The organism is Kribbella pratensis (assembly GCF_004365355.1).
In the GTDB taxonomy this organism is placed as follows: Bacteria; Actinomycetota; Actinomycetes; order Propionibacteriales; family Kribbellaceae; genus Kribbella.
This window is the reverse complement of sequence record NZ_SODP01000001.1, coordinates 662,118-688,308: the sequence shown is the minus strand read 5'-3', so window position 1 is coordinate 688,308 and position 26,191 is coordinate 662,118. Positions and strand designations below refer to the sequence as shown.

25 protein-coding genes are annotated in these 26,191 nt (G+C 68.1%); 13 read left to right on the top strand and 12 right to left on the bottom strand.

Annotation, left to right across the window (positions count from 1 at the left end; translation table 11 throughout):
* Positions 1-33 precede the first annotated feature (33 nt).
* The 3 genes from EV653_RS03215 to EV653_RS42655 are packed head-to-tail and all read right to left on the bottom strand — an operon-like array spanning position 34 to position 2,253.
* Complete coding sequence (locus tag EV653_RS03215; protein ID WP_134097785.1) at positions 34-1,104, bottom strand: ABC transporter substrate-binding protein; 1,071 nt, start codon at positions 1,102-1,104, stop codon at positions 34-36.
* 33 nt (positions 1,105-1,137) lie between these two features.
* Positions 1,138-2,112, bottom strand: a complete 975-nt coding sequence (locus EV653_RS03210; protein WP_134097783.1) for a sulfite exporter TauE/SafE family protein — start codon at positions 2,110-2,112, stop codon at positions 1,138-1,140.
* Positions 2,113-2,166: 54 nt separating this feature from the next.
* Positions 2,167-2,253, bottom strand: a complete 87-nt coding sequence (locus EV653_RS42655; RefSeq protein ID WP_363867744.1) for a putative leader peptide — start codon at positions 2,251-2,253, stop codon at positions 2,167-2,169.
* Between the two features lie 154 nt (positions 2,254-2,407).
* Between EV653_RS42655 and EV653_RS03205 the strand changes: the two genes are divergently transcribed.
* The gene (locus EV653_RS03205) at positions 2,408-4,993 is read left to right on the top strand and encodes a family 78 glycoside hydrolase catalytic domain (RefSeq protein ID WP_238159530.1); all 2,586 of its coding nucleotides are present in this window, start codon (positions 2,408-2,410) and stop codon (positions 4,991-4,993) included.
* Here the strand turns inward: EV653_RS03205 and trmB are convergent.
* Together trmB and EV653_RS03195 are read right to left on the bottom strand one after the other, a co-directional pair.
* Positions 4,974-5,621, bottom strand: a complete 648-nt coding sequence (trmB, locus tag EV653_RS03200; RefSeq protein ID WP_238159529.1) for a tRNA (guanosine(46)-N7)-methyltransferase TrmB — start codon at positions 5,619-5,621, stop codon at positions 4,974-4,976. The two genes, EV653_RS03205 and trmB, sit on opposite strands and share 20 nt — an antisense overlap.
* Before the next feature lie 128 nt (positions 5,622-5,749).
* Complete coding sequence (locus tag EV653_RS03195; RefSeq protein WP_238159785.1) at positions 5,750-8,671, bottom strand: bifunctional [glutamine synthetase] adenylyltransferase/[glutamine synthetase]-adenylyl-L-tyrosine phosphorylase; 2,922 nt, start codon at positions 8,669-8,671, stop codon at positions 5,750-5,752.
* Positions 8,672-8,923: 252 nt separating this feature from the next.
* Between EV653_RS03195 and EV653_RS03190 the strand changes: the two genes are divergently transcribed.
* From EV653_RS03190 to EV653_RS03180, 3 genes are all read left to right on the top strand, one after another.
* The gene (locus EV653_RS03190; protein WP_134097775.1) at positions 8,924-9,418 is read left to right on the top strand and encodes a hypothetical protein; all 495 of its coding nucleotides are present in this window, start codon (positions 8,924-8,926) and stop codon (positions 9,416-9,418) included.
* A 45-nt stretch (positions 9,419-9,463) separates the two neighbouring features.
* Positions 9,464-10,039 (top strand): peptidylprolyl isomerase, encoded by a 576-nt coding sequence (locus EV653_RS03185; protein WP_134097773.1) that lies wholly within the window; start codon positions 9,464-9,466, stop codon positions 10,037-10,039.
* 69 nt (positions 10,040-10,108) lie between these two features.
* Complete coding sequence (locus EV653_RS03180) at positions 10,109-10,396, top strand: YiaA/YiaB family inner membrane protein (RefSeq protein ID WP_134097771.1); 288 nt, start codon at positions 10,109-10,111, stop codon at positions 10,394-10,396.
* Between the two features lie 103 nt (positions 10,397-10,499).
* Here EV653_RS03180 and glnA read toward each other — a convergent pair whose 3' ends face one another.
* Positions 10,500-11,840 (bottom strand): type I glutamate--ammonia ligase, encoded by a 1,341-nt coding sequence (glnA, locus tag EV653_RS03175; RefSeq protein WP_134097769.1) that lies wholly within the window; start codon positions 11,838-11,840, stop codon positions 10,500-10,502.
* 112 nt (positions 11,841-11,952) lie between these two features.
* Between glnA and EV653_RS03170 the strand changes: the two genes are divergently transcribed.
* The gene (locus EV653_RS03170; RefSeq protein WP_134097767.1) at positions 11,953-12,357 is read left to right on the top strand and encodes a hypothetical protein; all 405 of its coding nucleotides are present in this window, start codon (positions 11,953-11,955) and stop codon (positions 12,355-12,357) included.
* On the opposite strand, the gene EV653_RS03165 is transcribed toward EV653_RS03170, so the two are convergent.
* Positions 12,286-13,263, bottom strand: coding sequence for an HTTM domain-containing protein (locus EV653_RS03165; protein WP_238159528.1), 978 nt, complete (start codon positions 13,261-13,263; stop codon positions 12,286-12,288). The two genes, EV653_RS03170 and EV653_RS03165, sit on opposite strands and share 72 nt — an antisense overlap.
* Entirely contained in the window at positions 13,260-13,742 is a 483-nt protein-coding gene (locus EV653_RS03160) for a hypothetical protein (RefSeq protein WP_166679274.1), read from the bottom strand. The genes EV653_RS03165 and EV653_RS03160 overlap by 4 nt, the downstream gene beginning before the upstream one ends.
* Before the next feature lie 56 nt (positions 13,743-13,798).
* Here EV653_RS03160 and EV653_RS03155 point away from each other — a divergent pair, with 56 nt between their 5' ends.
* Complete coding sequence (locus EV653_RS03155; RefSeq protein ID WP_134097763.1) at positions 13,799-14,473, top strand: peptidoglycan recognition protein family protein; 675 nt, start codon at positions 13,799-13,801, stop codon at positions 14,471-14,473.
* On the opposite strand, the gene EV653_RS03150 is transcribed toward EV653_RS03155, so the two are convergent.
* On the bottom strand, positions 14,419-15,606 hold the full coding sequence (locus EV653_RS03150) for a DUF418 domain-containing protein (RefSeq protein WP_238159527.1): 1,188 nt from the start codon (positions 15,604-15,606) through the stop codon (positions 14,419-14,421). The genes EV653_RS03155 and EV653_RS03150 overlap by 55 nt on opposite strands.
* Before the next feature lie 85 nt (positions 15,607-15,691).
* On the opposite strand from EV653_RS03150, the gene EV653_RS03145 reads away from it, so the two are divergent.
* From EV653_RS03145 to EV653_RS03125, 5 genes are all read left to right on the top strand, one after another.
* On the top strand, positions 15,692-16,327 hold the full coding sequence (locus EV653_RS03145) for a GNAT family N-acetyltransferase (RefSeq protein WP_166679273.1): 636 nt from the start codon (positions 15,692-15,694) through the stop codon (positions 16,325-16,327).
* Positions 16,324-16,845, top strand: coding sequence for an AAA family ATPase (locus EV653_RS03140; protein ID WP_134097756.1), 522 nt, complete (start codon positions 16,324-16,326; stop codon positions 16,843-16,845). The genes EV653_RS03145 and EV653_RS03140 overlap by 4 nt, the downstream gene beginning before the upstream one ends.
* A 52-nt stretch (positions 16,846-16,897) precedes the next feature.
* The gene (locus tag EV653_RS03135) at positions 16,898-18,670 is read left to right on the top strand and encodes an NAD+ synthase (RefSeq protein ID WP_134097754.1); all 1,773 of its coding nucleotides are present in this window, start codon (positions 16,898-16,900) and stop codon (positions 18,668-18,670) included.
* A 164-nt stretch (positions 18,671-18,834) separates the two neighbouring features.
* Complete coding sequence (gene panB, locus EV653_RS42650; RefSeq protein WP_238159525.1) at positions 18,835-20,949, top strand: 3-methyl-2-oxobutanoate hydroxymethyltransferase; 2,115 nt, start codon at positions 18,835-18,837, stop codon at positions 20,947-20,949.
* Positions 20,950-21,052: 103 nt separating this feature from the next.
* Positions 21,053-22,699, top strand: a complete 1,647-nt coding sequence (locus EV653_RS03125; RefSeq protein ID WP_134097752.1) for an alpha/beta fold hydrolase — start codon at positions 21,053-21,055, stop codon at positions 22,697-22,699.
* Here EV653_RS03125 and EV653_RS03120 read toward each other — a convergent pair.
* The gene (locus EV653_RS03120; protein ID WP_134097750.1) at positions 22,644-23,543 is read right to left on the bottom strand and encodes an aldo/keto reductase; all 900 of its coding nucleotides are present in this window, start codon (positions 23,541-23,543) and stop codon (positions 22,644-22,646) included. The two genes, EV653_RS03125 and EV653_RS03120, sit on opposite strands and share 56 nt — an antisense overlap.
* A 156-nt stretch (positions 23,544-23,699) precedes the next feature.
* On the opposite strand from EV653_RS03120, the gene EV653_RS03115 reads away from it, so the two are divergent.
* Complete coding sequence (locus tag EV653_RS03115) at positions 23,700-24,197, top strand: NUDIX hydrolase (RefSeq protein ID WP_134097748.1); 498 nt, start codon at positions 23,700-23,702, stop codon at positions 24,195-24,197.
* Positions 24,198-24,242: 45 nt separating this feature from the next.
* On the opposite strand, the gene EV653_RS03110 is transcribed toward EV653_RS03115, so the two are convergent.
* The gene (locus EV653_RS03110) at positions 24,243-24,989 is read right to left on the bottom strand and encodes a helical backbone metal receptor (RefSeq protein WP_134097746.1); all 747 of its coding nucleotides are present in this window, start codon (positions 24,987-24,989) and stop codon (positions 24,243-24,245) included.
* Between the two features lie 295 nt (positions 24,990-25,284).
* Between EV653_RS03110 and EV653_RS03105 the strand changes: the two genes are divergently transcribed.
* Positions 25,285-25,881 carry a histone H1 gene (locus EV653_RS03105; RefSeq protein WP_134097744.1) on the top strand — a complete coding sequence of 199 codons (597 nt, stop codon included), beginning with the start codon at positions 25,285-25,287 and terminating at the stop codon, positions 25,879-25,881.
* A gap of 93 nt (positions 25,882-25,974) precedes the next feature.
* Here the strand turns inward: EV653_RS03105 and EV653_RS03100 are convergent, their stop codons facing one another.
* The gene (locus EV653_RS03100; RefSeq protein WP_134097742.1) at positions 25,975-26,163 is read right to left on the bottom strand and encodes a hypothetical protein; all 189 of its coding nucleotides are present in this window, start codon (positions 26,161-26,163) and stop codon (positions 25,975-25,977) included.
* Between the last annotated feature and the right edge of the window lie 28 nt (positions 26,164-26,191).

Here is a 26,191-nt window from a genome sequence, read left to right as displayed (position 1 = left end):
CTACTACTCGTCCTGCTACTTCGAGTCGTCCTGCTACTTCGAGTCCAGGCCGGCGGCGTCCACCGTCGGCTTTCCGGCCTTGCTGAGTACGTCGTTCAGCGGGCCGAGGTCCGCGAAGCCGGCCACCACCGGCGCTTGTTTCGCGATCCCGGCCGTCACCTGGTCCTTGGCCAGTTGCGGGAACGTGCTCGCGATCGGGTCCGCGGTGATCTGGATGTTCTTGAACGCCCGGTCGATCACGGCGGGCTTCAGCGCCTTACCGGTCGCCTGCTTCAGCTGGTCGTTCACGACGGCCTTCGCGTCGGCCGTATTCGCGCTGCTGTAGTCGATCGCCGCGAGAAGCCCGGACAGCAACGCCTTCACGGTCTCGGGGTGCTCCTGCAGGAACTGGGTCCGGACGATCAGCACGGTCGTCGGGAACTTCCCGTCCGGCCACAAGGACGCCTCGTCGACCAGCACCTTCGCGCCCGCGTCGAGCACGAGCCGCGACGACCAGGGCTCCGGCAGCCAGGCTGCGTCCACGTCGCCCTTCTTGAACGCGTCGAGCGTCTGCGCGTTCTCCAGGTTCGTGACCTTGACCTTGCCGGTCAGGTTCTTGCCGGCGAGCCACTTCTTCAGCGACACGTCCTGCGTGTTGCCGAGCTGCGGAGTGACCACGGTCTTGCCGATCAGGTCCTCCGGCTTGGTGATGGTCGGCTTCACCACGAGCTGAGCGCCGCCCGAGGTCGCGCCGGCGATCAGGCGGACGGCCTCGCCGTTGGACTTCGCGTACGCGTTGATGGCGGGACCGGAGCCGATGAAGCCCGCGTCGAGTGAGCCGCCGAGCAGCGCGCCGACCTCCTCGGGTCCGGCGTTGAACTTGGTCGGCACCAGCTTCGTGCTGCCGAGGTCCTTGGTGAACAGGCCCTTGCCGAGACCGACGAGCGCGGCGGCGTGGGTGACGTTCGGGAAGTAGCCGAGCCGCAGCTCGGTGGCGGGGCCCTTGTCGCTCGACGCGGCGGCCGTGTCGTCACTGCCGCCGGCGCGCGAGCAGCCGGCAGCGGCGAGAGTCAGGGCCACGGTGGCGGCGAGCAGGCGGAACGGACGGATGGCGGAGATGCTCACGAGAAGACCTTTGTCTTGAAGGAAGGCGAAGCTTCAGGAAGCGGGTTCGAGCTCGCGCTCGACCGTGACTGCCTCGGTGCCGGCAGTGGTGTCTGCAGTGGTGTCTGCAGTGGTGTCTGCAGTGGTGTCGGCAGTGGTGTCTGCAGTGGTGTCCGCCTGGCGGCCGGTGATCCGGACTCCGTAGACGACCAGGCCGGCCCACGCGGCAACGAGGGCGGCGTAGACGGCGTACCGCGGGCCGGTGGTGACGTCGAGACCGTTCAGCAGGGTGCGGGCGTTGGTCAGGATCAGCACCAGGCCGACCGCGACCCCGAGCCAGCGGGTCGCCAGCCGGGACACCAGCCACGCGGCGATCGGGGCCGCGATGACGCCGCCGATCAGCAGTGCGGCGACGATGTCGTACGGCAGGTTGTCGCGACCGAGCCCGAACAGGAAACCGATGCTGGCGGCGACCGAGACCAGGAACTCGGCCGCGTTCACCGACCCGACCGCGCGCCGCGGCGCCAGCTTGCCGCTGGACAGCAGCGCGGAGTTCGCGACCGGTCCCCAGCCGCCTCCGCCGGTGGCGTCGATGAAGCCGGCAACCAGACCGAGCGGGCCGAGGAACTTCCCGGCCGGACGGCCCTCGATCACGGCGCGGACCTTCCCGGTGCCGAAGCGGACCAGGATGTACACGCCGAGCAGGAGCAGCAGACCGGCCACCCACAACGACGCCGACTCGGTCGACAGACTGGACAGGAACGTTGCGCCGGCGAACGCACCGACCGCGCCCGGCGCACCGATCAGCGCGACCACGCGCCAGTCGACGTTGCCGAAACGCCAGTGCGACAGGCCCGAGGCGAGCGTGGTGCCGACCTCGGACAGGTGCACCGAGGCGGAGGCGACGGCCGGGGAGATCCCGGTGATCAGCAGGGCCGTACTGGCAGTGACGCCGTACGCCATACCGAGCGTGCCGTCGACGAGCTGGGCGATCGAGCCCAGCAAGGCGATCAGGATGAGACGACGCACGGAACTACTCCTACGGGTCGGGGAGGAGAGACAGGCGGAGTGGTACGCCGAAGGTCAACAACCCGAGGAGTTCACGCGGAGCAGATCAACGTGCCGACGGCGCGTCAGCGCATCGCCGGGAGCGTTCGAGGTGATCTGCACTCGTCCATGAAAGCGCACAAAGTCGAGCAAGATGCTGAGGTTTCAGTATCTGGGACGGTCAATCACTGATCGAGACAAACGATCAGATTCGATCATCGGCCGGTTCTGGTCAGATCGTTGAATGCTGCGGCGCCCATTGCCTACGGTCCTGTGCGTGCTGACTCCCCGCTCTCTGAAGACCGAGTACGCCGTCCGACCGCTCGGTGTCGACGTGAACCGGCCGCGGTTCAGCTGGGTCGCCACCGCTCCCGGGTACGGCGCGACGCAGACGGCGTACCAGGTCCTGGTCGCGTCCGCGCCGGAGTTGCTGGCTCCGGACAGCGCGGATGTCTGGGACTCGGGGAAGGTCGACTCGCCGCGGACCTTCGGCATCGAGTACGACGGACCGACGGCGGCGCGGACGCGGTATTACTGGACTGTCCGCTTGTGGGACGACCAGGCGTCGGAGTGGGCTGCACCGGAATGGTTCGAGACGGGTCTGCGCGACGAAGGCTTCGGGTCGGCACAGTGGATCGGCGGAGCGACCGACAGCGCTCCCCTGCTGCGGCGTGGGTTCACCGGCGACGGGAGTGTGCGCCGGGCACGGTTGTACGCAAGCGGTCTCGGGTACGCCGACCTGCGGCTCAACGGGCAGTCCGTGAGTGACGCCGTACTCGATCCTGGTTTCACCGCCTATGACCGCACCGTGCTTTATGTGACGCACGACGTCACCGAGCTCGTCACGGCCGGCGACAACGTGGTCGGGGCTGAGCTCGGGCGTGGGTTCTTCGGCCTGACCTCGGTCAATGTCTGGCGTTGGCATCAGGCGCCTTGGACCGCTGACCCGCGGCTGATCGCCCGGCTGGTCATCGAGTACGACGACGGGCGCGTGGACGAGATCGTCACGGACGAGTCGTGGCGCATCACCGGCGGTCCGACGCTGTCGGACTCGCTGTACACCGGCGAGACGTACGATGCCTGCCGCGCGCTGCCCGGATGGGACGCACCCGGGTTCGACGACTCGTCCTGGTCGGCGGCCGCCGTTGTCGAGGCGCCGAAGGGGAAAGTGACCGCGCAGGCGCACGAGCCGATCCGGGTGGTCGAGACCGTGGATCCGGTCGATGTCACCGAGGTCCGGCCGGGTGTGTGGATCGCGGACTTCGGTCGGACCGTTGCGGGCTGGACCAAGCTCTCCGTGACGGCGCCGGCCGGTACGACGATCAGCCTGACGCACGGCGAGACAGTTGCTGATGGCAACGTGGTGGCCGAGAACGGGCACGTCGACGGTGATCGGATCCAGCGCGACGAGTATGTTGCGGCCGGCAACGGCACGATCGAGACCTGGGAGCCGCGGTTCTCGTACAAGGGCTTCCGCTACGTGCAGATCGAGGGCGCGCGGGCCGAGGTGCAGATGCGGGTGGTGAACTCGGACGTCAGCAGTGTGACCCGGTTCGCCGCGTCGCAGGCGCCGTACGAACAGTTCGAGCAGGCGACGCGGCGTACGGTCCTGAGCAACCTGCACGGGATCCCGACGGACACGCCGTTCTTCGAGAAGAACGGGTGGACCGGCGATGCGCAGGTGGGTTCGCCGACGATGCTGGCGACGCTGGACCTGGCGCGGTTCTTCACCAAGTGGCTCGGTGACATCCGGGACAGCCAGGCGGACTCCGGGCAGTTGCCGGTGATCGTGCCGTCGAGCGGATGGGGGTTCACCGACCTCTCCCCCGCGACCGAATGGCCGACGGTGTATCCGTTCCTGCTCCGCGAGATGTACCGCTGGTACGGCGACGAGCGACTGCTGCGCGAGCACTGGGAATCGCTCACGCGCTATCTGTCCTGGGAGCTCGGCCGGGTCGAGGACGGGCTGTCGGTGAGCGTGCTCGGCGACTGGCTTCCGCCGGGATACGGGAACGGTCCGGCACCGGAAGACCGGCGACTGACGGGTACGGCGTACCTGTATCGGGCCGTCGTGGTCGCGGCGGAGATCGGCGAGCTGATTGGTCAGCCCAACGACTATCGGAAGGCCGCCGACGAGCTCGCGGACGGGTTGAACCGGGCATTCCTGGATCGCGAGGCCGGACGGTACCGGTCGGCCGAGGATCCGGACTATCGCCAGACGTCGAACGCCGTGCCGCTCGCGTTCGGGATCGTGCCGGACGACATGGTCGCGAAGGTGGCCGCGGGGCTGGCGGCCGACGTCAAGGCACGCGGGTTCCATCTCAACACCGGTTGCCTGGGCGTCGGCGTACTGCTGCCGGTGCTGACTGCGCACGGGTACGGCGACGTGGCAACGAAGGTCGCGCTGCAGCGGAGTTATCCGAGCTGGGGTTACTGGTTCGACCTCGGCGCGGACACGATGTGGGAGATGTGGGAGGACGACTCGCGGTCGCGCAACCACTACTTCCAGGGCACGGTCGTGCAGTGGATCTTCGAGAACGTCGCCGGGCTGCGCGTGGTCGACGCGGGCTGCGAGCGGATCGTCGTCCGCCCGGACGCGGGCGACGAGGTGAACTCGGCGAGCATCCGGACCGAGACGATCCGCGGGCGGGTCTCGGTCTCCTGGCAGCGAACCGGTCGGGTGCTGTCGTTGGAGGTCCAAGTGCCGGTCGGTACGACGGCAGAGGTCCATGTACCGTCGGCGGCCGCTTCGGACGTTGCCGCAGTACCGCAGTCCTATGCGGGCGAGGCGACGTACGACGACGGGTACACGATCTTCACGGTGCCGGCCGGGCAATGGCATTTCACCAGTCGGTCGGCGTGACCTTCGTGTAGATGAGGTCGCGGACCTCGCGGCCCTCGGCTTGCGCGCGGGACTCGAACTTGGTGACCGGGCGCCAGGCGGGACGCGGGGCCCAGCCGTCGTACTGGTTGCGCAGAGAGGGCTCGGCTTCGCAGACCGCGAGCATGCGGTCGGCGTAGTCCGCCCAGTCCGTTGCCAGGTGCAACGTTCCGCCGGCTTGGAGGCGGGAGGCAACCAAGGCGACGAACGGCGGACTGACCAGGCGGCGCTTGTGGTGCCGCTTCTTCGGCCACGGGTCCGGGAAATAGATGCGTACGCCGGCCAGCGCGCCCGGCGCCACGTGATCGCGGAGGAAGTCGAGCGCGTCGCCCTGGAGCAACCGGACGTTGTCGAGGTCGTACTTCTCCACCCAGAGCATCAGCTGTCCCAGGCCGGCGGGGTACACCTCGGCGGCCAGATGGTTGACCTCGGGCGCCGCGACGGCGAGCTGAGCGGTCGCCTCGCCCATGCCGGACCCGATCTCCAGCACGGTAGGCGCTTCCCGGCCGAACCACTCGGTGAGATCCAGCTCACCCGGCGGCAGCTCCTCCTGCGTGCGGCCGAGCTCCGACCAGTGCGTCTGCCAGACCCGCTTCTGCCCAGCCGTCATCCGAACACTCCGCCGGACCGTACTGAAGACGCCCGCCTGCCTGACCTGATCCACTGTTTCCACCACCAGGAGTCTAGGGCGTGTCTGCCGAGTGCCGCGCGGTAGGCGTGGGATCGGGAGACACGCCCCTAGTCGTCCCAGAAGAGGTGGGCCACGGTGTTGTGGGCCCGGCGGGTGGTGCGGAGGTAGTCGTCGGAGAAGCGGCTGGATTCGCCGGGCGGGTAGCCGCAGATCTGGGCGACCGCGGCGAGGTCGCGCGGGTCCCGGGGCAGCGAGTCGCTCGGGCGGCCGCGGACGAGCATGATCGCGTTGCGGATGCGGGTCGCCATCTCCCACGCGGCGCGGAGCGTGTCGGCCTCGGTCGGGTCGACGAGGTTGGCGTCCACGCCGGCGTAGAGCGCTCCGAGCGTGCGCGTCGTACGGAGAGTGGGAACGCGATGCGCCTCGCGGAGCTGGAGGAGCTGGACGGTCCATTCGATGTCGGCGAGACCGCCTCGCCCGAGCTTCGTGTGAGTGGCCGGATCGGCCCCGCGCGGGAGCCGTTCGGCGTCGACGCGGGCCTTGATGCGGCGGATCTCCATCACGTCGCGTTCGCTGATCCCGTTCTCCGGGTAGCGCAGCGGATCGATCAGCTCGCGGAAGGACTGGCAGAGGTCGGCGTCGCCACACAGCGGGTCGGCCCGCAGCAGGGCTTGCGCCTCCCAGACCGCCGACCATCTGGCGTAGTACGAGGCGTACGACGCGAGCGTCCGCACCAGCGGTCCTTGCCGACCCTCCGGCCGCAGGTCCGCGTCGACCACGACCGCCGGATCCGTACCCGGCAACGCCAGCAGGCGGCGCAGCTCGCTCGCGGCCTGCGTCGCGAAGTCCGTCGCCGCCTTCTCGTCCGCGCCCGGCAACGGGTCGTGGACGAACATCACGTCGGCGTCGCTGCCGTAACCGAGCTCGTGCCCGCCGAACCGACCCATCGCGACGATCGACATCCGCGTCGGCTCCGGCTCGCCCTCTGGCAAGAGGCGCTGTGCGACGGCTCGCCGCGCGACCTCGAGCGCGGTGGTCAGCGTTCCGACCGCGATAACCGTCAGCGCCTCACCGACGCTCTCGACGTCGACGAGTCCGGACAGATCGGCCGCCGCGATGCGGAACAGCTCCCGTCGGCGGACTGCCCGGATCGCCTGTACCGCAGCCTCCGGCGTGTCCTGCCGACGGGCGGCCGCGGACATCTCGGCCAGCAGCGCGTCCTGGGTTCGCGGTGTCAGCTCGCGCTCGTCGGCGAGCATCGCGGTTGCCTCGGGCGCGCGCTGCAGCAGGTCGACGGCGTACCGGCCGCTGGCCAGGAGATGCGCAAGGCGTTCGGCCGATGCGCCCTCGTCGCGGAGCTGGCGCAGATACCACGGTGTCGAGCCGAGCGCGTCGGAGATCGTGCGGAACGCGAGCAGGCCGGCGTCCGGATCCGGTGATTCGGCGAACCAGCCGAGCATCGCGGGCAGCAACGCCTTCTGGATCGACGAACGCCGCGACACCCCCTCGGACAGCGCCTCGATGTGCCGCAGCGCCGACGCGGGATCGGCGTACCCGAGCGCGGTCAGCCGCTGCTTGGCCGCCTCCGGCGTCAGGCGTACCTCAACCCCTGGGATGCGCGCGACGGCGGCGAGCAGCGGTCGGTAGAAGAGCTTCTCGTGCAGCCGCCGTACTTCGAGCGCATGCTTCTTCCAGGCTGCGGTCAGGTCCTTGACCGGGTTCTTCGTGAAGCCGAGTGAGCGGCCGAGGCGGCGCAGGTCCGCTTCGTCGTCGGGGACGTGATGGGTACGGCGCAGGCGGTACAGCTGGATGCGGTGCTCCATCGAGCGCAGGAAGCGGTACGCATCGGCGAGTACGGCGCCATCGGTGCGTCCGACGTACCCGCCGGTGGTGAGGGACTCGAGCGCGACGAGCGTCGTACCGCTGCGGACCGACTCGTCACTGCGCCCGTGGACGAGCTGGAGGAGCTGTACTGCGAACTCGACGTCCCGCAGCCCGCCGGGGCCGAGCTTCAGCTGGCGATCGACGTCCGCGGCCGGGAGGTGGTCGATGACGCGGCGGCGCATCGCCTGCACGTCGTCGACGAAGCCCTCGCGGTCGGCCGCGGACCAGGCGAGGCTGCCGATCCTCTCGGAGTACTCCCGGCCGAGCGCCGCATCGCCCGCGACCGGACGAGCCTTGAGCAGCGCCTGGAACTCCCACGTCTTGGCCCAGCGCTGGTAGTACGCCAGGTGGCTGTCGAGGGTGCGGACGAGTGGACCGGACTTGCCCTCCGGGCGGAGCGCGGCGTCGACCGGCCAGAGCGTGCCCTCGCCGGTGTGCGCCGAACAGATCCGCATCGTGGCCGCGGCGAGCTGGGTCGCGGTCTTCAGCGCGGGCAGTTCGGCCTCGCCCTCGTGCGGCTCCGCGACGAACAGCACGTCGACATCGCTGACGTAGTTGAGCTCCCGGCCGCCGCACTTGCCCATGGCAATGATCGCGAGCCGGCAGTCGGCGGCGCCCGGGTGCGCGGCGAAGTACTCGTTGCGGGCGATGTGCAGCGCGGTCTCGAGCGCTCCGCCGGCCAGATCCGCGAGTACGGCGGCGACCTCGTCGACGAGCAGGCCCTCGGCGAGATCACGCGCGGCCACCCTGAGCAGCAGGCGACGGTACTCGACCCGCAGCGCGTCGACCGGGTTGTCCGCCTCGACCGCGGTGGCGAGCTTGGCGGCGACGTCCTCGATCGACGGGTGGGCACTGGCCAGAGCCGGATCGGCGAGGTCGTACCAGTGGCGCGGATGGACGGCGAGATGCCGGCCGAGCGCCTCGCTCGCGCCGAGCACGTAGATGAGGCGACGGCGGAAACCCTCGTCCATCTCGAGCGTGCGCGCGAACGCGGCCACGTCGTACGCGTGCCGGTGCAGCGCCTCCGCCATCCCGCACAGCCCGTGCAGCGCGAGGTCCGGATCGGCCGACTCACCCAGCGTGGTGATCAGCTGCTCGGTGGCCATCGGACTGTGCGAGTCGAGCGCGTCCAGCTCCTCGAGCATCCCCGCCGCCCGCTGCGGGTCCTCGAACCCGAGCCGGACCAGCCGTCCCTCCCACGACCCTCTCCGACCCTCAGCCACCCTCACAACCTATCCAACCTCCCATCGCGAGGCTCCTTGGGCACCCCTCGACCGTTGCCGGAGGCGCACAATGGTTGGCGTGTTCACAAAGTCTCAGCTGGATCGCGGGAAGATCGCGAGGAATACACGGTGTCGTGTAGCGGATTCGCTCAGTAGTCGGCATGATGGCTTCTCATGGTCATGATGACGGGGTCGCTCGCGGTGCGCGGGACGGTGCTCTGGCTGACACCCCAGCAGGGCGGGCGAGTGTCAGGTCCGCCGGAGCCGGATTACGACTACGACTACACCGCGACGGCGTACCTCCCACCCCGAACGCCGGACGACGGCCAGGCCGGGATCGCGCTGCGCCGGTTCGCGCCGGGGGCCTGGCGTACGCCGGCCGAGGGGATTCTCGTTCCGGGCAAGAGAAATCGCGCCCAGCAGGTGATCCCCGGCTGCATCGTGATCATCACCGAAGGCGTCCGCCCGGTCGGGCTGCTCACGGTCGAAGAGGTGCACGCGCTGGCTCCGGATGGTACGCCGATCATCCCGGTCGTCGAGCCGGTTCGCGACGCCGGTGCGGATGCGCCGCTGGCGGCTGAACCGCCGTACCGGCACTCGACGGCGGCATCGCGCTGGACCTCGAAGCACGCCTCCGACGACGCACCACCACAGCCCGCCGGAGTCTGAACACACTCTGTTGCATTCTGCACACTCAGTGTTACCTTCGGAACTATGCGTCACTGGAAACGGGTCGTCGCCGTCCTGCTGGTCGCCGCCATCGCGCTCGTCGTCGAAGGCTGGGCCGCCCGCGCCCAGGCCGCCGCATTCTTCAAGAGCTGCCACTACGAGCGAGTGCCCGGTGAGACCGGGCGTCCGCCGTACTCGCTCGCGCCGACGATAGGCCTGGTCAAGGTGACCATCCGCACGAACCACGGCGACCTGGTCCTCACGCTGGACCGCAGCACGGCGCCGTGCGCGGTCCACAGCTTCACGTACCTGGCGGTCAAGCGCTTCTACAACCAGACCCCGTGCCCGCGCCACACCCGGGCGATCCTCGAGTGCGGCGCCGGCCGGCCCGGCTACCACTTCACCCCCGAACTAACCGGCCACGAAACCTACCCCCGCGGGATCGTTGCCCTCAGCAACACTCCGGTCCTCGGCAACACCGCCACCTTCTTCATTCTCGGCCTCGACGCCACCCTCCCGCCCACGTCGACGATCATCGGCAAGCTCACCGCCGGCACCGCCGTCCTCAACCACCTCTCAACCACCCAGCCAACCACCATCCAAGAAGTCCTGATCGGCTGACGGCCGGTGACTCCGGACCTGAGTGATTTTGCTGATGTGGGGTGGGTTCGGGTGGTCGACGATTCCGGCATGAGCAAAAGCATTCAGCCCCAGCAGACCGCGGCGTTCTACGCGCAGGCAGTCGCATCCTTCGGCATCTCGCTCACAGCGATGACCGTCGGCCTGATCTACCTGCCGGCCCAACCGTGGGTGCGAGCATTCCTGGCCCTCGGCCTGCTGTACGTCGTCACGTCAACCGTCGTCCTCTGCAAGGTAGTCCGCGATCGCCAAGAACTCTCCGAAGTAACCACCCGAGTAGACCAAGCCCGCCTGGACAAACTCCTCACCGAACACGACCCCTTCAAGGTCGACGGCTGAGACCTCGCTCACCGACTCGTGGCAAATAGCTGCCTGGCGGAACCGCGAGTCGTGGATAGAGGCGAGATCTCAGAGCCAAACTCCACGACTCGACGAACAGCCGTCAGAGGACAGGCAGGAGCTTGTTCAGTTCGAAGGGGGTTACTTGGCGGCGGTAGTCCTGCCATTCGGCGCGTTTGTTGCGGAGGAAGAAGTCGAAGACGTGTTCGCCGAGGGTTTCGGCGACCAACTCGCTGTCTTCCATCGCGCTGATGGCTTCGGCGAGGCTGCCGGGGAGGGGCTTGATCCCGAGGGCCTTGCGTTCGCGCGACGTCAACGACCAGATGTCGTCCTCGACCTCAGCCGGCAGCTCGTAGCCCTCCTCGATCCCCTTCAGACCAGCAGCAAGCATCAAAGCAAAAGCCAGATAAGGGTTGGCCGCCGAGTCCAACGACCGGAACTCGACCCGCGACGACTGTCCCTTGTGCGGCTTGTACATCGGCACGCGCACCAGCGCCGACCGGTTGTTATGACCCCACGAGACGAACGACGGCGCCTCGTCCCCCACGGCCAACCGCTTATAAGAGTTCACCCACTGGTTGGTCACCGCGGTGATCTCACCCGCGTGCCGCAGCAACCCGGCAATGAACGCACGCCCGGTCTTCGACAGCTGGTACTGCGCGCCGCCCTCGAAGAACGCGTTCCGGTCGCCCTCGAACAGCGACATATGCGTATGCATCCCGGATCCCGGCTGATCCGACAGCGGCTTCGGCATGAACGAGGCGTAGATGCCCTGCGACAGCGCCACCTCCTTCACCACGACGCGGAACGTCATGATGTTGTCGGCGGTCGACAGCGCGTCGGCGTACCGCAGGTCGATCTCCTGCTGACCCGGCCCGCCCTCGTGGTGGCTGAACTCGACCGAGATACCCATCGACTCGAGCATCGTGATCGCCTCGCGACGGAAGTCGTTGCCGATCCCCTGCGGCGTGTGGTCAAAGTACCCCGACGAGTCGACCGGCTCAGGCGTCGTACCAGGCGCTCCGGTGAGCGACCTGAACAGGTAGAACTCGATCTCGGGATGCGTGTAGAACGTGAACCCCAGATCGGCCGCCTTCGACAGCGTCCGCTTCAGCACATGCCGCGGGTCGGCGAACGACGCCGAGCCGTCCGGCATGTTGATGTCGCAGAACATCCGCGCCGTACCCATGGTCTCGCCCCGCCAGGGCAGGATCTGGAACGTCGACGGGTCCGGCTTGGCCAGCATGTCGGCCTCGGTCACCCGGGCGAACCCCTCGATCGCCGACCCGTCGAACCCGAGCCCCTCGGCGAACGCGCTCTCCAGCTCCGCCGGCGCCACGGCCACCGACTTCAGGAACCCGAGTACGTCGGTGAACCAGAGCCGCACGAAACGTACGTCGCGCTCCTCCAGCGCGCGCAGCACGAACTCCTGCTGCTTGTCCATCAGTCCACCTCTCACCCAAGTCCGGAACTTCTCACAGTGTGCCCCGCCTCTGTTAAGCAGACGTTACGTGCCCAGGCGGACACAGGCATGCTCAGGGGCCTAGCGTGTTCCCGTGCAGACGATCTTCCATGCGGCGCTCATCGTCGCCGCGGTCCTCTGCCTCAGCGACCTCATCATCAGTACCGCGCGATTCATCCAGTCGCTGCGCCGGAAGCGACCCGCCGAACGGGACGTGCTCGGCCGCCGCTGGCTGCCGGTTCCGGAGCTCGGGTTCGGGATGTGCGCGTTCTGCTGCCCCGGCCTGGTGACGCTCGGCCTGACCCATCACGACGCGGACAGTCTGCCGACCACGCAGATCCTGCTCGCCGCCCTGGTCTTCGGGTACGCCGGTGCCGTGCTGTCCCGCATCGTCCGTACTCCGGGACCCGGCGGCCGCCGTTTCCGCCTACGCGCCGGCCTGCTGCTCGGCCTCCCGGCCCTGTTCGGCCTCGTGTTCGGTCTCTCCGGCGTCGTCTGAACCGGCCTCGGCTGAGCCGGCCTCGGCTGAGCCGGCCTCGGCTGAGCCGACCTCGGCTGAGCGGGCCTTGGCTCGGCGGGCCTGGAACCACGGCACGATCCGCTCCAGCGGAGCGAACGCGAGCCAGCAGACCACCGTCGGCAGGAAGTGGATCAGCAGGATCGCCGTGTTCGCCGCGTGGAACCCGAGGAAGAACAGGGCCCCGAACAACTGCCACCGCCCCTTGAGCCACAGGATCACCGGCGAACAGAACTCCCCGATGATCCCGACCCACTGCATCACGTGCAGCACCCACGGATAGTTCAGCAGCCACTCCCCGACCGGGTGCGGCCGCCGCACGATCGCCCAGGTCAGGACGGCGCTCCCGGGCCACGTCAGCGCCCATCCGGCACTGCGCAGTTTCGCGATCGAGGACAGGAAGTACGTCGCGATCACGCAGATCTGCACGCACCGGATCGCCCATCCGGCTGCCTCGGACCGCGTCTGATCGCCGTACGACGCGAGGCCGCGCCGGGCACCGCCGACGGTCGGGAGGACCCACAGCGCGATCACCAGCGCGAGGTGGTCGTGGTCGACCTTGCCGTCACTCATCCCGATCAGGACCCACCAGGTGAACGCCGGCGCGACGATCCAGCCGGCGCCCCGCGGGAAGTAGTTCGTCGCGCCGATCAGGCAGGCGACGATCAGCACGACGTACAGCGCGGTCGTGTTGGCGACCGACGGCTTCGGAAGATCCAGCAACCGGGCCAGCAGCAACGGCTGGTACAGACCCGGATGCTCGCCCTTGTCGCGGGTGTCGCGGACGAATGCGTGCATGTCGAGGATGACGAACAGGTACAGGACCGTCCGCAACCACGCGATCCGCGCCAAGGCGATCGCCGGCGTGAACCAGTTGACCACCTTCACTTGCGCACCTCCCAGGTCGCCAGCACTTGGGACGTCGGCGGTCCTTCGACCCGGCCCTTGACCAGCTGGGTGGTGTCGCGGATCAGCTCGAGCTTCACGTACTTCGGCTGGTCAGGATGTTTGCGCGCCCACCCGTCCGCGACCTGCTGCAGGAGCGACGGGTCCTTCACGATCTCGCCGGTCCGCGCCTCGATCTCGGCCCGGGCGACCCCGGCGCCCTCGATGTTCAGCGGTACGTCGACCGTCGTACCGGCATCCGTGAGCGCGCTGATCCGGGTGTAGTCGATCTTGGCGTCGTCGGGGACCGACATCGCGTACTGCGACATCGGCCCGAACGGCCACGCGTCGTCGGATGCGCGCACCGATCCGTTGATCAGCAGACCGATGCCGACCACGGCGACAAGGACCCGCAAACCCTTGCCGACCGGGCCCGAACGCACGACGGCAGGGGTTTGCCGGTCCTCCTGACTCTGTGTCACCACGTCATTAGATCATTCCGGTTTGGAGGCCTTCTTCGTAGGGAATTTTCTACTGCATGACCGCCCCAGAAAATATCCAACGCGCCCGGGTCTCCCGGCGGACGTTGCTCGGCGCGAGCGCCGGCGGCGTACTGCTCGGCGGCGCCCTGGCCGGAGCCATGCCCACAACAGCGCTCGCCGCCCCGGCGCCGCGCTGTTACACGCGGACCGAGTGGTCGGCGCGCCCGCCCAAGTCGGCGACCCAGGTGATCGGCAAGCCCGACCACATCGTCATCCACCACACCGCGAGCCCGAACGTCACGGACTACTCACTCGCGGCGGCGTACTCGGTCCAGCACTGGATCCAGGACCTGCACATGGACACCAACGGCTGGATCGACATCGGCAACCAGCTCACGATCAGCCGCGGCGGATTCCTGATGGAGGGGCGGAGCAAGTCGTTGTCGGCGATCAACAACGGCCAGAACGTGCTCGGCGCGCAGACCGCGAACCAGAACAGCCACACAATCGGCATCGAGCACGAGGGCATCTACGTCACCGAGAACGTGACGGTCGCGTTGTTCGACATGTCCGTGCTGACGTGCGCGTGGTTGTGCACGAAGTACGGCCTCGATCCGCATGTCGCGATCGTCGGGCACCGGGACTACAACACGACGCAGTGCCCGGGTGACGTGTTCTATGCGCGGTTGCCCGAGTTGCGCGACAGGGTGGCCGCTGTTCTCCTCGGTTGATAAGTGATCCGTCGGATCAGGAGCTCGAACGGCCCGCGGTAGTTCGCCCGCCGCATCCGGTCGGCCAGCAGCACGGTCGCCAGCCAGGTCGTGACGGCGAGAAGTGCCGTCGTGGTTGTGGTGAGTGTGCGCGACAGGTCGAGCAGGTACGGCGTGAACGCGACGGCCCACACGACCGATTGGGACAGGTAGCACGTCAGCGAGCGTTGTCCGACAGCTGCGATCGCCAGGGAGACCGGGCCCTGGCGATCGCCCACTCTGCGCGCGATCAGGACGATCAGCGCGGCGTACCCGAAGCCGCCGAAGACGCCCGTTGCGTCGTGCAACGGACCGAGGACGCTCAGCGCGTGGTCGCTCGGTCGGGTCAGTACGCCGCCGACGACCAGCGAGACCGGGAGTGCGCCGACGACGGCGATCGTGAGGCCGACGAGTGCCGTCGTACGGAGCAGGGTGAGGTGCTGCGCCGGCCGTTCGAGGATGCGGCGGCGGCCGGCCCAGACGCCGATCAGGAAGGGCGTGACGAACCCGATCCAGCCGAGGCCGGCGATGGACGGTTGTACGACGATGCGGTCGGCGAACTGGCCGAGGAAGTGCGGCGGGAGCATCGCCGGATCGGCGGCGTCGGAGGAGGTCGCGAGCGAGTCCTCGCTCGGCAGCGAGGTGAGGATGAGGACGAACGCGGCGACGATGAACAGCCAGCGGTCCTTCCACCGCAAGGCCCAGACGCCGAGGAACAGAAGGACGCCGTACGCCGCGAGGATGTCGCCGATGTAGAGCAGCATCGCGTGCAGGAAACCGAGCACGATCAGGACGAGAGCGCGCCGCCAGAGCAGTTTGCGGATCGGCCACCAGTCCTTGCCGGATTCGCGTTGACGGCGGACGATCTGCGCGACGCCGTACCCGAAGAGCACACCGAACATCGGGAACGCGCGGCCGTCGACAAAGGTCGAGATCAGCAGGCCGACGACGCGATCGGGTGCCGAGCCGTCGGTCGGGAAACCGCCGAAGACGCGGTCGCTGTAGACGAAGTAGTGCGAGTTGGCGAGGGCGATGAACAGCAGCATGAATCCGCGCGCGAGGTCCGGGCCGAGGGCGCGCTCGCTCAGCCCGGTCGGTCCGGCTGGGGTGCTCATGGCACCAGTCAATGCGCGCCGGGCCGGTGCCGCGTCCATCCAAAGTTCCTTCGGACGTGAACCTTCGTCGCTGTTCCATAGGCGGGTGCACGAGGAAGCCCTGACCCGCTGGCAGCGCGGATGGTCCGCGTCGCGCGGGTGGACCGACTACCAGCAGGTCGACGACGTCACCGTCGTACGCGTCGGCGAACCGGAGCGACGGGTCGAGTACGTCACGACGGAAGCGAACGCGCGCGCCGCCGCGCATCTCGCCCTGACCGACTGCCATCCACCCGGCACATCCTGGCTGGCGATCACCACCGACAACCCGGCCCGCCTCGCCGCCAACCTCAAGCCCCTCGAGGCGCTCCGCACCGAATGGCTGATGACGATCAGCCTGGCGGATCAGGCGTCGTACCCCGTGCCCGCGCCGTACAGCCTCGAGATCTCAGTGACCCCGTCCATCATCGACGCCCAGATCTGCGGGTACGGCGAAATCGCCGCCACCGGCCGCATGGCCGTCCTCCACACCGGCGCCGTCGCCGACCTCATCACCACCGCCCCCGCCCACCGCCACCGAGGCCTCGCCAAAGCCCTCATGACCGCCCTGGCCCAATCCACCCCCACCCCCACCGCCTACCTCTCAGCCTCCCCCCAGGGCCGCCCCCTCTACGAATCCCTCGGCTGGACCACACTCACCCCCCTCCTCATCGCCCGCACCTCAGTAGCGTCGCCGCTATGAAGCAGATCATCGCCTTCACCGGCCTCCCGGGCACGGGTAAGTCGACGCTGGCCGAAGCGCTGGCGACGGACACCGCAGTACCTGCTTTCGCCGGCGACTGGCTGCTAGGGGCGCTCCGGCCCCACGGCGTACTGCGCGGACTCGAGCGGCCGGCGTTCCTCGCGATGTACTACGACCTGCTCGGCACTCTGATCAAACGGCAGTTGATGCTCGGGCAGTCGGCGATCGTCGACTGTCTGGTAAATGACGAAATCGCCGGCCGGTGGGAGGAATTGGCCGCGGAGTTCGACGCCCGCCTGCGCCTCGTGGAGTGCGTCTGCAGCGACGAGGGCGAGCATCGGCGGCGGGTCGAGGGGCGGCGGCGTGGGATTCCCGGATGGCACGAGGTGGGGTGGGATCACGTCGAGCGGATGCGGAGTGAGTACCCCCAGTTGGACCGCGAACGGCTGACGCTGGATGCGATGGATTCGTTGAGTGGGAACCTTGTTCGGGTCGGTGCATTCATTCGGCGTACGTAAGAGGTTGGTGAGGGGCGTGGGGATGAGCGGGGGGACCCAGTAATGTGCTCCCGTGCCTCAACTCCGAGTTGCTCTTGCTCAGCTGAATGTGACCGTGGGTGACATTGCTGGGAACGCCGACAAGATCGTCGCGTGGACCCGCAACGCGGTCGAGCAAGGTGCGCATGTGGTGGCCTTTCCCGAGCTCGGGCTGACCGGCTACCCGGTGGAGGATCTGGCGCTGCGGGCGTCGTTCGTGGATGCGTCGCAGAGCCGGATCCACGACCTGGCGCAGCGGCTCGCCGACGAGGGGCTCGGGGACATCGTCGTGGTCGTCGGGTACCTCGACCGAGCCAGCGGTACGGCGATGGGCGTCGACCGGCTCGGCCGGCCGAAGGGCTCCCCCACCAACTCCGCCGCTGTGATCCACCAGGGCCGGGTCGTCACCAGCGCGGTGAAGCACCACCTGCCGAACTATGGCGTCTTCGACGAGTTCCGGCACTTCGTTCCCGGCAACACCCTCCAGGTGATCCGGATCCACGGCATCGACGTCGCGCTGGTGATCTGCGAGGACCTCTGGCAGGACGGCGGCCCGGCCGCGGTCACCCACGAGGCGGGCGCCGGTCTCCTGCTCGTGATCAACAGCTCGCCGTACGAGGCCAACAAGGACGACCTTCGCGGCGACCTGGTACGGCGTCGTGCCCGCGAGGCCGGCTGCGCACTCGCGTACGTGAACCTCGTCGGCGGGCAGGACGAGCTCGTCTTCGACGGCGACTCGCTGGTTGCCGATGCCGACGGCAAGGTGTTCGCCCGCGCCCCGCAGTTCGAGCAGGGCAGCATGATCGTCGATCTGGACCTCCCGGCCCCGTCCGGTACGCCGGAGGGCACCTACGAAGGCATCGAGATCGTCCACACCGTCCTGCACGAGGACCCGGTCGAGGCGTACGACGCGATGGAGCCGGTGATCGCGCCGCAGCTGTCCGACGAGGCCGAGATGTACGCCGCGATCGTGACGGGCCTGCGCGACTACGTCCAGAAGAACGGCTTCAAGTCCGTCCTGCTCGGATTGTCCGGCGGCATCGACTCGTCGCTGGTCGCCGCGATCGCCTGCGACGCGATCGGCGCCGAGCACGTCTTCGGGATCTCCAACCCGAGCATCTACTCCAGTGACCACTCCAAGGACGACGCCGCCGAGCTCGCCGCGCGCACCGGCCTGAACTACCGCGTCGTGCCGATCCAGCCGATGGTGCAGCCGTTCCTCGACACGCTCGGCCTGACCGGCCTGGCCGAGGAGAACCTGCAGGCGCGCGTCCGCGCGGTGGTCTGGATGGGCCTGTCGAACGCCGACGGCCACCTGGTACTTGCCTGCGGCAACAAGTCGGAGTTGTCCGTCGGCTATTCCACCATCTACGGCGACGCGGTCGGCGGGTACGCACCGTTGAAGGATCTGCCGAAGACGCTCGTCTGGCGGCTCGCGAAGTGGCGCAACGCGGACGCCAAGGAGAAGGGGCAACATCCCCCGATCCCGGAGAACGCGATCGCCAAACCCCCGTCCGCCGAGCTTCGCCCGGGGCAGCAGGACACCGACTCGCTGCCGCCGTACGACCTGCTCGACGACATGCTGGACGACTACGTCGAGCAGGACCGCGGCAGTGCGGAACTCGTCGCTGCCGGGTTCGACCCGGAGCTGGTCACGAAGGTGATCCAGCTCGTCGACCGCGCGGAGTACAAGCGCCGGCAGTACCCACCGGGCCCGAAGCTGACCCACAAGGCCTTCGGCCGGGACCGCCGGTTGCCGATCACGAATGCATGGCGTGAGGACGCACGAAAGGCAGCCGAGCACTGAGCGACTCCTGGCGGTACCGCCCATCCCAAGATTCCCCGTGGGGCTCGTCGGACGAGACCCACGACCGCTCCGGCCTGCCCCGCGACACCTACCCGGACGATGTGAGCGATCGCTCACCGTCAGCCGGTGGCGCTCACCCTCCGCAACGATGGGACGATGGCGGCATGGTTGACAACTTCCTGTCGGCCGGTACCCAGGACGACGACGAGGAGTTGCCCTCGCCGTACGGGACCGGACCGAAGAATCGGACAACCGAGGAACACCGCCGCTCGGATTACGACAACGACACCTGGCGGGACCGTGGCTCCGGCGGTTCCGGACTCGGTCTCGACCCGTCGCCGTCGCTGCCGAACGCACCGCGGACCTACGAGCGCGGACCGGTGCCGCAGCAGCCGTACGTCCCGAAGCCGCCGTACCTGCCGAGCGCGCCGCCGCCGTCACAGCACCAGCCGCGGCAGCAACCGCCGCAGCGTCCCGAGCGGCCCGAGTACTACGGGGAATCGCGGGACGAGTCGTACGAGCGGCCCGGGTACCAGGGCGAGAGTCCGTTCCGCCCGCAGCCACCCGCGCAGCAGCCACCACCCCCGCCGCAGCAGGGGCGGCCTAGTCCATTCGGTCCGGGGAGCAACGGCGTACGGGCGCCGCAGGGCCAGCCTGCTCAGCCCGGTCAGCCTGGTCAGCAGGCACCGCGGCCGCCGGCTCCGCCGCAGTCGAGCAACGGTGTGACACCACGGCCGCCGCAAGCGTCCAACGGCAGTGCGAACTGGAGCAGTCCGGCGCCGCAGCCGGCTCCTGCACCGCCGCCGGCCCAGAGCAACGGGCACGCGACCAGCAATGGGTTGAGTAACGGGTTGAGCAACGGTCTTGGTCCGCAGCAGCAGCCGCGTCAGGCCCCGCCCGCGCAGGATCATGCTGCGCAGGAGCCGCCACAGCGCCTCGAGCCGCCACGCCAGGAGCAGCCACGTCCCGAGCAGGTGCCCTCGCACGAGCAGCGGGCCCGGCAGGAATTCGCTGCGCTGCAAGCCCAACTGGCCAGGCAGGAACAAGAGCGGGCCTCCCGCCAGGAGCAGCCGCCGGCACAGGAGCAGGCACTGCGGCAGGAGCAAGCGCCACGGCGCGACGAGCGGGCCCGGCAGGAGTTCGCGCCGCGCCAGGACGACGCCGCGCGGCAGGAGCAGGTCGTTCGACGCGACGACGCCCCGCGGCAGGAGCAGGGCAACGGATACTTGTCCGACCCGAGTGCGGAGTACGAGAGCAACGCGCCGGTGAGCGAGGAGACCGACGGGCAACGGCCGGTTGGTGCCCGTCGGCGGGCGAACGTGCAGCAGGATGCACCGAGCCAGATTCCGGCCGAGCCGGTCTCCACGCATCGGGCCGCGCGTCGCGCGCAGGTGTCGGCGAGCACGGCTGCCGGAACCGAAGGGCCGTCCGCGGCCGGCGGCAACCAACCGGCGCCGGGCGGTTCGACCGATGCGAGCAAGCGACCGCGGCGGTACCGCGTCCACCATCTGCGCGACTTCAAGAACCGCGGCGAGAAGTGGGCGATGCTGACGGCGTACGACCAGTACACCGCCGAGATCTTCGACCAGGCGGGGATTCCGGTGCTGCTCGTCGGCGACTCGGCCGCGAACAACGTGTTCGGCTACGAGACGACGCTCCGCGTCACCGTCGACGAGTTGATCCCGTTGGCACGTGCGGTCGCGGGCGCGGTGGAGCGTGCCCTCGTCGTCGCGGACCTTCCCTTCGGTTCGTACCAGGCGTCCCCGGAGCAGGCGTTCCACACGGCCGTGCGGTTCATGAAGGAAGCCGGCGTGCACGCGGTCAAGCTCGAAGGCGGCCGGAACATGGTGCCGATGGTCGAGAAGCTCACGCAGTCGGGCATCCCGGTGATGGCGCACATCGGCTTCACGCCGCAGAGCGAGCACAGCATCGGTGGGTACCGCGTACAGGGTCGCGGCGATCAGGCCGCTGGTCTGATCGACGACGCCGTCGCGCTGGCCGAAGCCGGTGCGTTCTCGGTGGTCCTCGAAATGGTGCCGGGCGATGTCGCCGCGGAGATCACCAAACGCGTCCCGATCCCGACCATCGGCATCGGCGCGGGTCGCGACACCGACGCGCAGGTCCTCGTCTGGCAGGACATGGCCGGGCTCCGCTCAGGCAGCATTCCGCGCTTCGTCAAGCAGTACGCCGACCTGCGCGGCATCCTCTCCACCGCGGCGTCGACGTACGCGTCGGAGGTCGCATCGGGCGCCTTCCCGGGAGACGAACACACCTTCTAGGCAACTCATCGTGCTCTCCGGGTAGCTCTCCGGATACCCCCGCGAACCCTTGTTCCCCCAGGTTTCGCGGGTTCACGATGTTTGCGGCAAAAGGGGAGGCCCGATGAGAATTCGTCGATTGATTGTTGCCGCAGGCGTCTCGCTCGCACTGGTAGGTGGGGTCATCAGCTCCATTCCGGCCGCGAGCGCAGTACCGTCCGGTTCGACCGGCCATAAGCCGGCCAGCTACACGCCACCGCCGATCCAATGGGGCGCGTGCGCAAGTGCCACGCTCGCCAAGCGGAACGCGCAATGCGGGTTCGTCGTGGTACCGCTGGACTACGACCACCCGAACGGAACGAAGATCAAGCTCGCGGTGTCGCGGGTGATGCACAAGACACCGGATTCACAGGCGCAGGGTCCGATGCTGGTGAACCCGGGCGGACCAGGTGGTTCCGGATTGATCTACGCGATCTTCGGTGAGTTCGTGCCGAACGGCGCCGGCGACGCGTACGACTGGATCGGCTTCGATCCGCGCGGTGTCGGTTCGAGCCAGCCGGCTCTGAGCTGTATCCCGGACTACGCCGGTTACGACCGTCCGTTCTACGTCCCGGTGACACCGAAACTCGAGCAGATCTGGATCAACCGGTCGAAGGCCTACGCGAAGGCCTGCAACAGCGCGCAGCACGCGCTGCTCGGTCACCTGACCACGCTCGACTCCGTCCGCGACATGGAGAGCATCCGCAAGGCTCTCGGCGCACCGCAGATCAACTACTACGGCTTCTCGTACGGCACGTACCTCGGACAGGTGTACGGCACGCTGTACCCGAACCGCTTCCGTCGCGTCATCTTCGACGGCGTCGTGAACGCGACCCGCGTCTGGTACAAGGCCAACCTCGACCAGGACTTCGCCTTCAACAAGAGCGTGAAGGTGTTCTTCGCGTACGTCGCCGCGCACAACTCCGTCTGGCATCTCGGCACCACCGAGCGCACCGTCGAACTGCGGTACTACGCCGAAATGTACAAACTCATCCGCCATCCCGCGGACGGCAAGATCGGGCCGGACGAGTGGAACGACATCTTCACCCAGGCGGCGTACTACGTGTACGGCTGGGTGGACATCGCGAGTGCCTTCGCGGCGTGGGTCCACGACCGTAACGCCGCTCCCCTGGTCGCCCTGTACGGCTCCCCGCCGTTCGACGACAACGGGTACGCCGTTTACCTAGGAGTGTCCTGTACCGACGCGAAGTGGCCGACCAACTGGAACACCTGGCGTCGTGACAACTGGCGCGTCTACGCCAAGGCGCCGTTCCTGACCTGGAACAACGCGTGGTTCAACGCCCCGTGCGCCTTCTGGCCCGCGAAGGCCGGCCATCCGGTGAAGGTCGACGGCCGTCATGTCCAGAGCGCGCTACTGATCAACGAGACTCTCGACGCGGCAACGCCGTACTCGGGCGCCTTGCAGACCCGCAAGACGTTCCCGCACTCGGTGCTGATCGAGGGCGTCGGCGGTACGACGCACGCCGGTTCGCTGTCCGGTGTGGCGTGCACCGATGACCGCATCGTGGCCTACCTGCAGACGGGTGCGCTGCCGGCTCGCCGACCGGGTAACCAGTCCGACGTCAAGTGCCCGCCGGTGCCGGCTCCGCAGCCGGACGCCGCGCTGGCCGCGACAGCAAAGTCGAGCGGTGCCACGGCGGCGCTTCGCGAGCAGCTCAGATCCACGGTAGGGCCGAGCGTTCGGTCCAGTACTCCTCGGGCTGCTGGGTGAACTCGGTCAACGGTCCGTCAACGCGATAGGCGAGGTTGCTCGCCAGTTGGGAAGCAGTCGTGGCTCCACTGAGGACGATGTCCGCCCACGGTTGAGCCATGGCTGCACCGATCGCCAACGCGTCAGGAGTAATGCCGCGCTGGTGCGCAAACTCGTTGAAGGGCGTCTCGCCGGCACGGCTGGTGAGGCGCCCGTTCGCGACCGCCTCCTTCACGACGACGAACCAGCCTGCGTCGTGAGCCTCGGCCAGAGCGGGGCCGGCGGAGGGCTCCAGCACGTTCCAGGTCGCTTGTACGGCGGAGAACGGCGTACCGAGGTCGACTGCTTTGCGGAGCGTCTCGGCCTGGCGTGGGCCGCTCGTGGACAGTCCGACGCGAACACCGGAGTCGGTGAGTTCGCGCAGACGGTCGAGCAAACGCTTGTCGTCGAGCGCCGGGCTGTCGGTGGTCAGGCTGTGGACGAGGTAGATGTCCGGCGGTCCACCCAGAGCTTGAAGGGTCTCCGGCCATTGCCGTTCGAACGTGGCGAGGTCGTGGCTCTTCACCTCGTGCGTGTCCGCGTCGGGCCGCCAATCACCGACGTACGTGTAGCCCCACTTCGACCCGATCGTGAGGTGCGTACGACGCTCCGGCGTCAGCCATTCGCCGAGGAACTCTTCGGCAAGACCGTACGAACGCGCGGCGTCGAAGTACCGAACACCGGCCTGCCAAGCCTGCTCGAGCAACTCGTGGGTGCGAACCCGAAGGTCCTCGACCGCCCGTCCCGGCGCGAGATCCTCGTCGTGCCCGAGGTTGATGTACCCCGGACGACCCAACGCCGCCAGCCCAAGACCGATACTCGCCATGCCATCGATCCTCTCACCACCTTCTTTTTCTCCTTCCTCAACCACCGATGACCCGTCACCTGCAAGCCGAGATCGGCTCATGGGCTTTTGGCAACCACGTGAGACGCGCCGCGGGGCCCGACACACAACACGGCGCGTCCCTTACCGTTTTGTGGTGTGAGCCAATCTCAGCTGCCACCACCAGGAACGGTCCGACGCCGTACGACGGCCCGCGTGCTGCCGGTGCGTCCGGACGGCAAGGTGCTGCTGCTGCACGGCTGGGATCCGCTGAAACCGCAGACGCCGTACTGGTTCACGATCGGCGGCGGCGTCGAAGCCGGCGAGACCGTCGGCGAGGCAGCCAGCCGTGAGCTGCGCGAAGAGGTCGGCATCGTGCTGCCCTCCGACGCGCTCGGTACGCCGGTCGCGACGAACACGATCGAGTTCGAGTGGGGCGGATGCCAGATCATCCAGCACCAGACCTTCTTCGCGGTCGCGGTCGACCGCGTCGACGTGACGTTCGTGAACCAGGAGGAGCTCGAGCTGCAGACCATCAGCAAGCACGGCTGGTGGTACGGCGACGACCTCGAAGCGACCGGCCAGGCCGCGCACGTGACGATCCCCGCTCTCCTTCGCCAGGCGGCCGACGCGATCACCTTGCGGCGAGCGTCCTAGCGGGCTGTCGTGGCGGGCTGCCGTAGCGGGCTGTCGTAGCGAACATCACGCCAACTGTGCGTTCAGCACCTCCCGCGCCTCGACGAGCGACGGCCCGTACCAGGTGAGATGGCGCCCGGAGATACAGCGTGCGGGTTTCGCGAACGCCTCCGGACCGTCGGTCGGGGAAAAGGCATAAGGCTCGTCCGGAAGCACCACGACGTCGTACTCCGGTAACGCGTCCGGATCGAACCGCGGATAACGCTCGCCGGATTCTGAAAGCACGTTGTCGATACCGATCCGGGACAGTAGGTCGCCCGCGAACGTGTCCCGTCCCAACGCCATCCACGGCCGCCGCCAGACCGGTATCACCGCCCGCCGGCGAACTCCGTCGTACGGCGTGGTCCAGACCGCACGCGCTTCGCGCACCCACGACGGCACGTCGCCGGTGATCGCGGACAGCATGCGTTCGAGCGAGTCCAGTGATTCGGGCACTGTCGTCGGCGCGGTCACCCAGACCGCGATTCCGTGCGCTCGCAAAGCGTCGAGATCGGCGCTGCGATTCTCTTCGGCGTTCGCGACGACGACGTCCGGCACGAGTTCGCGGATGCGATCGACATCGGGATTCTTGGTGCCGCGAACACGGACGACATCGAGGTCCGCGGGATGCGTACACCAGTCGGTCGCACCAACGATCAACGACCGATGCGTGACCGCGATCGACTCGGTCAACGACGGCACGATGCTGACCACACGACGTACGTCGCGGGGCAGTTCGACGGTGTTGTGGAGGTCGTCGTAGACGCTGAACATGTCGCTGTTGCACCTCACCTTCGCAGGACGTTGCCGAGGACAACACTCACCGATCGGGGCACTTCACGGCAGATTCTGCCGCGTGTCGCCAAGAAATTCTTGGGCCAATCCGGCATGCTCACCGCACGGCGGAATCCCTTCTGCACAAGGATTTTCGGCATTTAGGCCGCTCTTTGCCGCCAGTTCGCCTTAACCTGTAGACGTTTCGGGTGCTTTACGTGGCGCACAAGTGTTGTCATCATCAGGACGACGAGGAATCCACCGTGGTTTTCCTCAGCCGCACCAAGGAGGCAGAGTGCCAGCCAAGAAGGCAGCCGCAGGGAAGGCGACAGCCAAAAAGGCTTCTCCCGCCAAGAAGACTGTCGCGAAGAAGGCCCCGGCGACGCGGACGACAACCGCGCGTAAGGTCAGCGCAGCAAAGAAGACAGCGACGAAGAAGGTGAGTGCGGCCAAGAAGACCGCCGCTAAGACGGTGGCGAAGAAGGCGCCGGCCAAGAAGACCACCACCGCCACGAAGGCTGTCGCGAAGAAGGCCCCGGCGAAGAAGGTCACGGCCCGCAAGACCGTTGCGAAGAAGGCGCCGGCGAAGCGCGCGACTGCTGCCAAGAAGACCACGACGGCAGCGAAGAAGACGACGGCCAAGCGCACGACCGCCGCCAAGAAGACGACGACGGCGGCGAAGAAGACCGTCGCGCGGAAGACGGCTGCGAAGAAGGCCCCGGTGAAGCGCGCTACCGCCGCCACGAAGGTTGCCGCCAAGAAGGCACCGGCGAAGACCGCTGCCAAGAAGGCGCCCGCGAAGCGCGTCGCGGCGAAGAAGACCGCGGTCCGCAAGACCGCGGCGAAGAAGGCCCCGGCTCGTAAGACCGCGGCCCGGCGGGTAGCCCGCTGATCCGGACGTCCGCACTCGCGCGACGTCCGCTACAAACCTGAGGGGCACCACCGGTTCGGTGGTGCCCCTCGGCATGTGATCGGTGCGACCGTTTCAGTCGTCTTCCCACTTCGGGTCGTTCTCCCAGGCCTCGTTGCGTTCCTGGACCTTCTCGAGTGCGCGGGCGGCTTCCTCGGGAGAGCTGTACGGGCCCAGCCGATCGGCCGACTTCGCACCGGAGTACGGCTCGACCTTGCCGGTCTTGGTGTTGTAGTACCACTCGTTGCTGTGATCGTCGCTCATCTGGATGACCACCTCCTGGGAGTCTTGT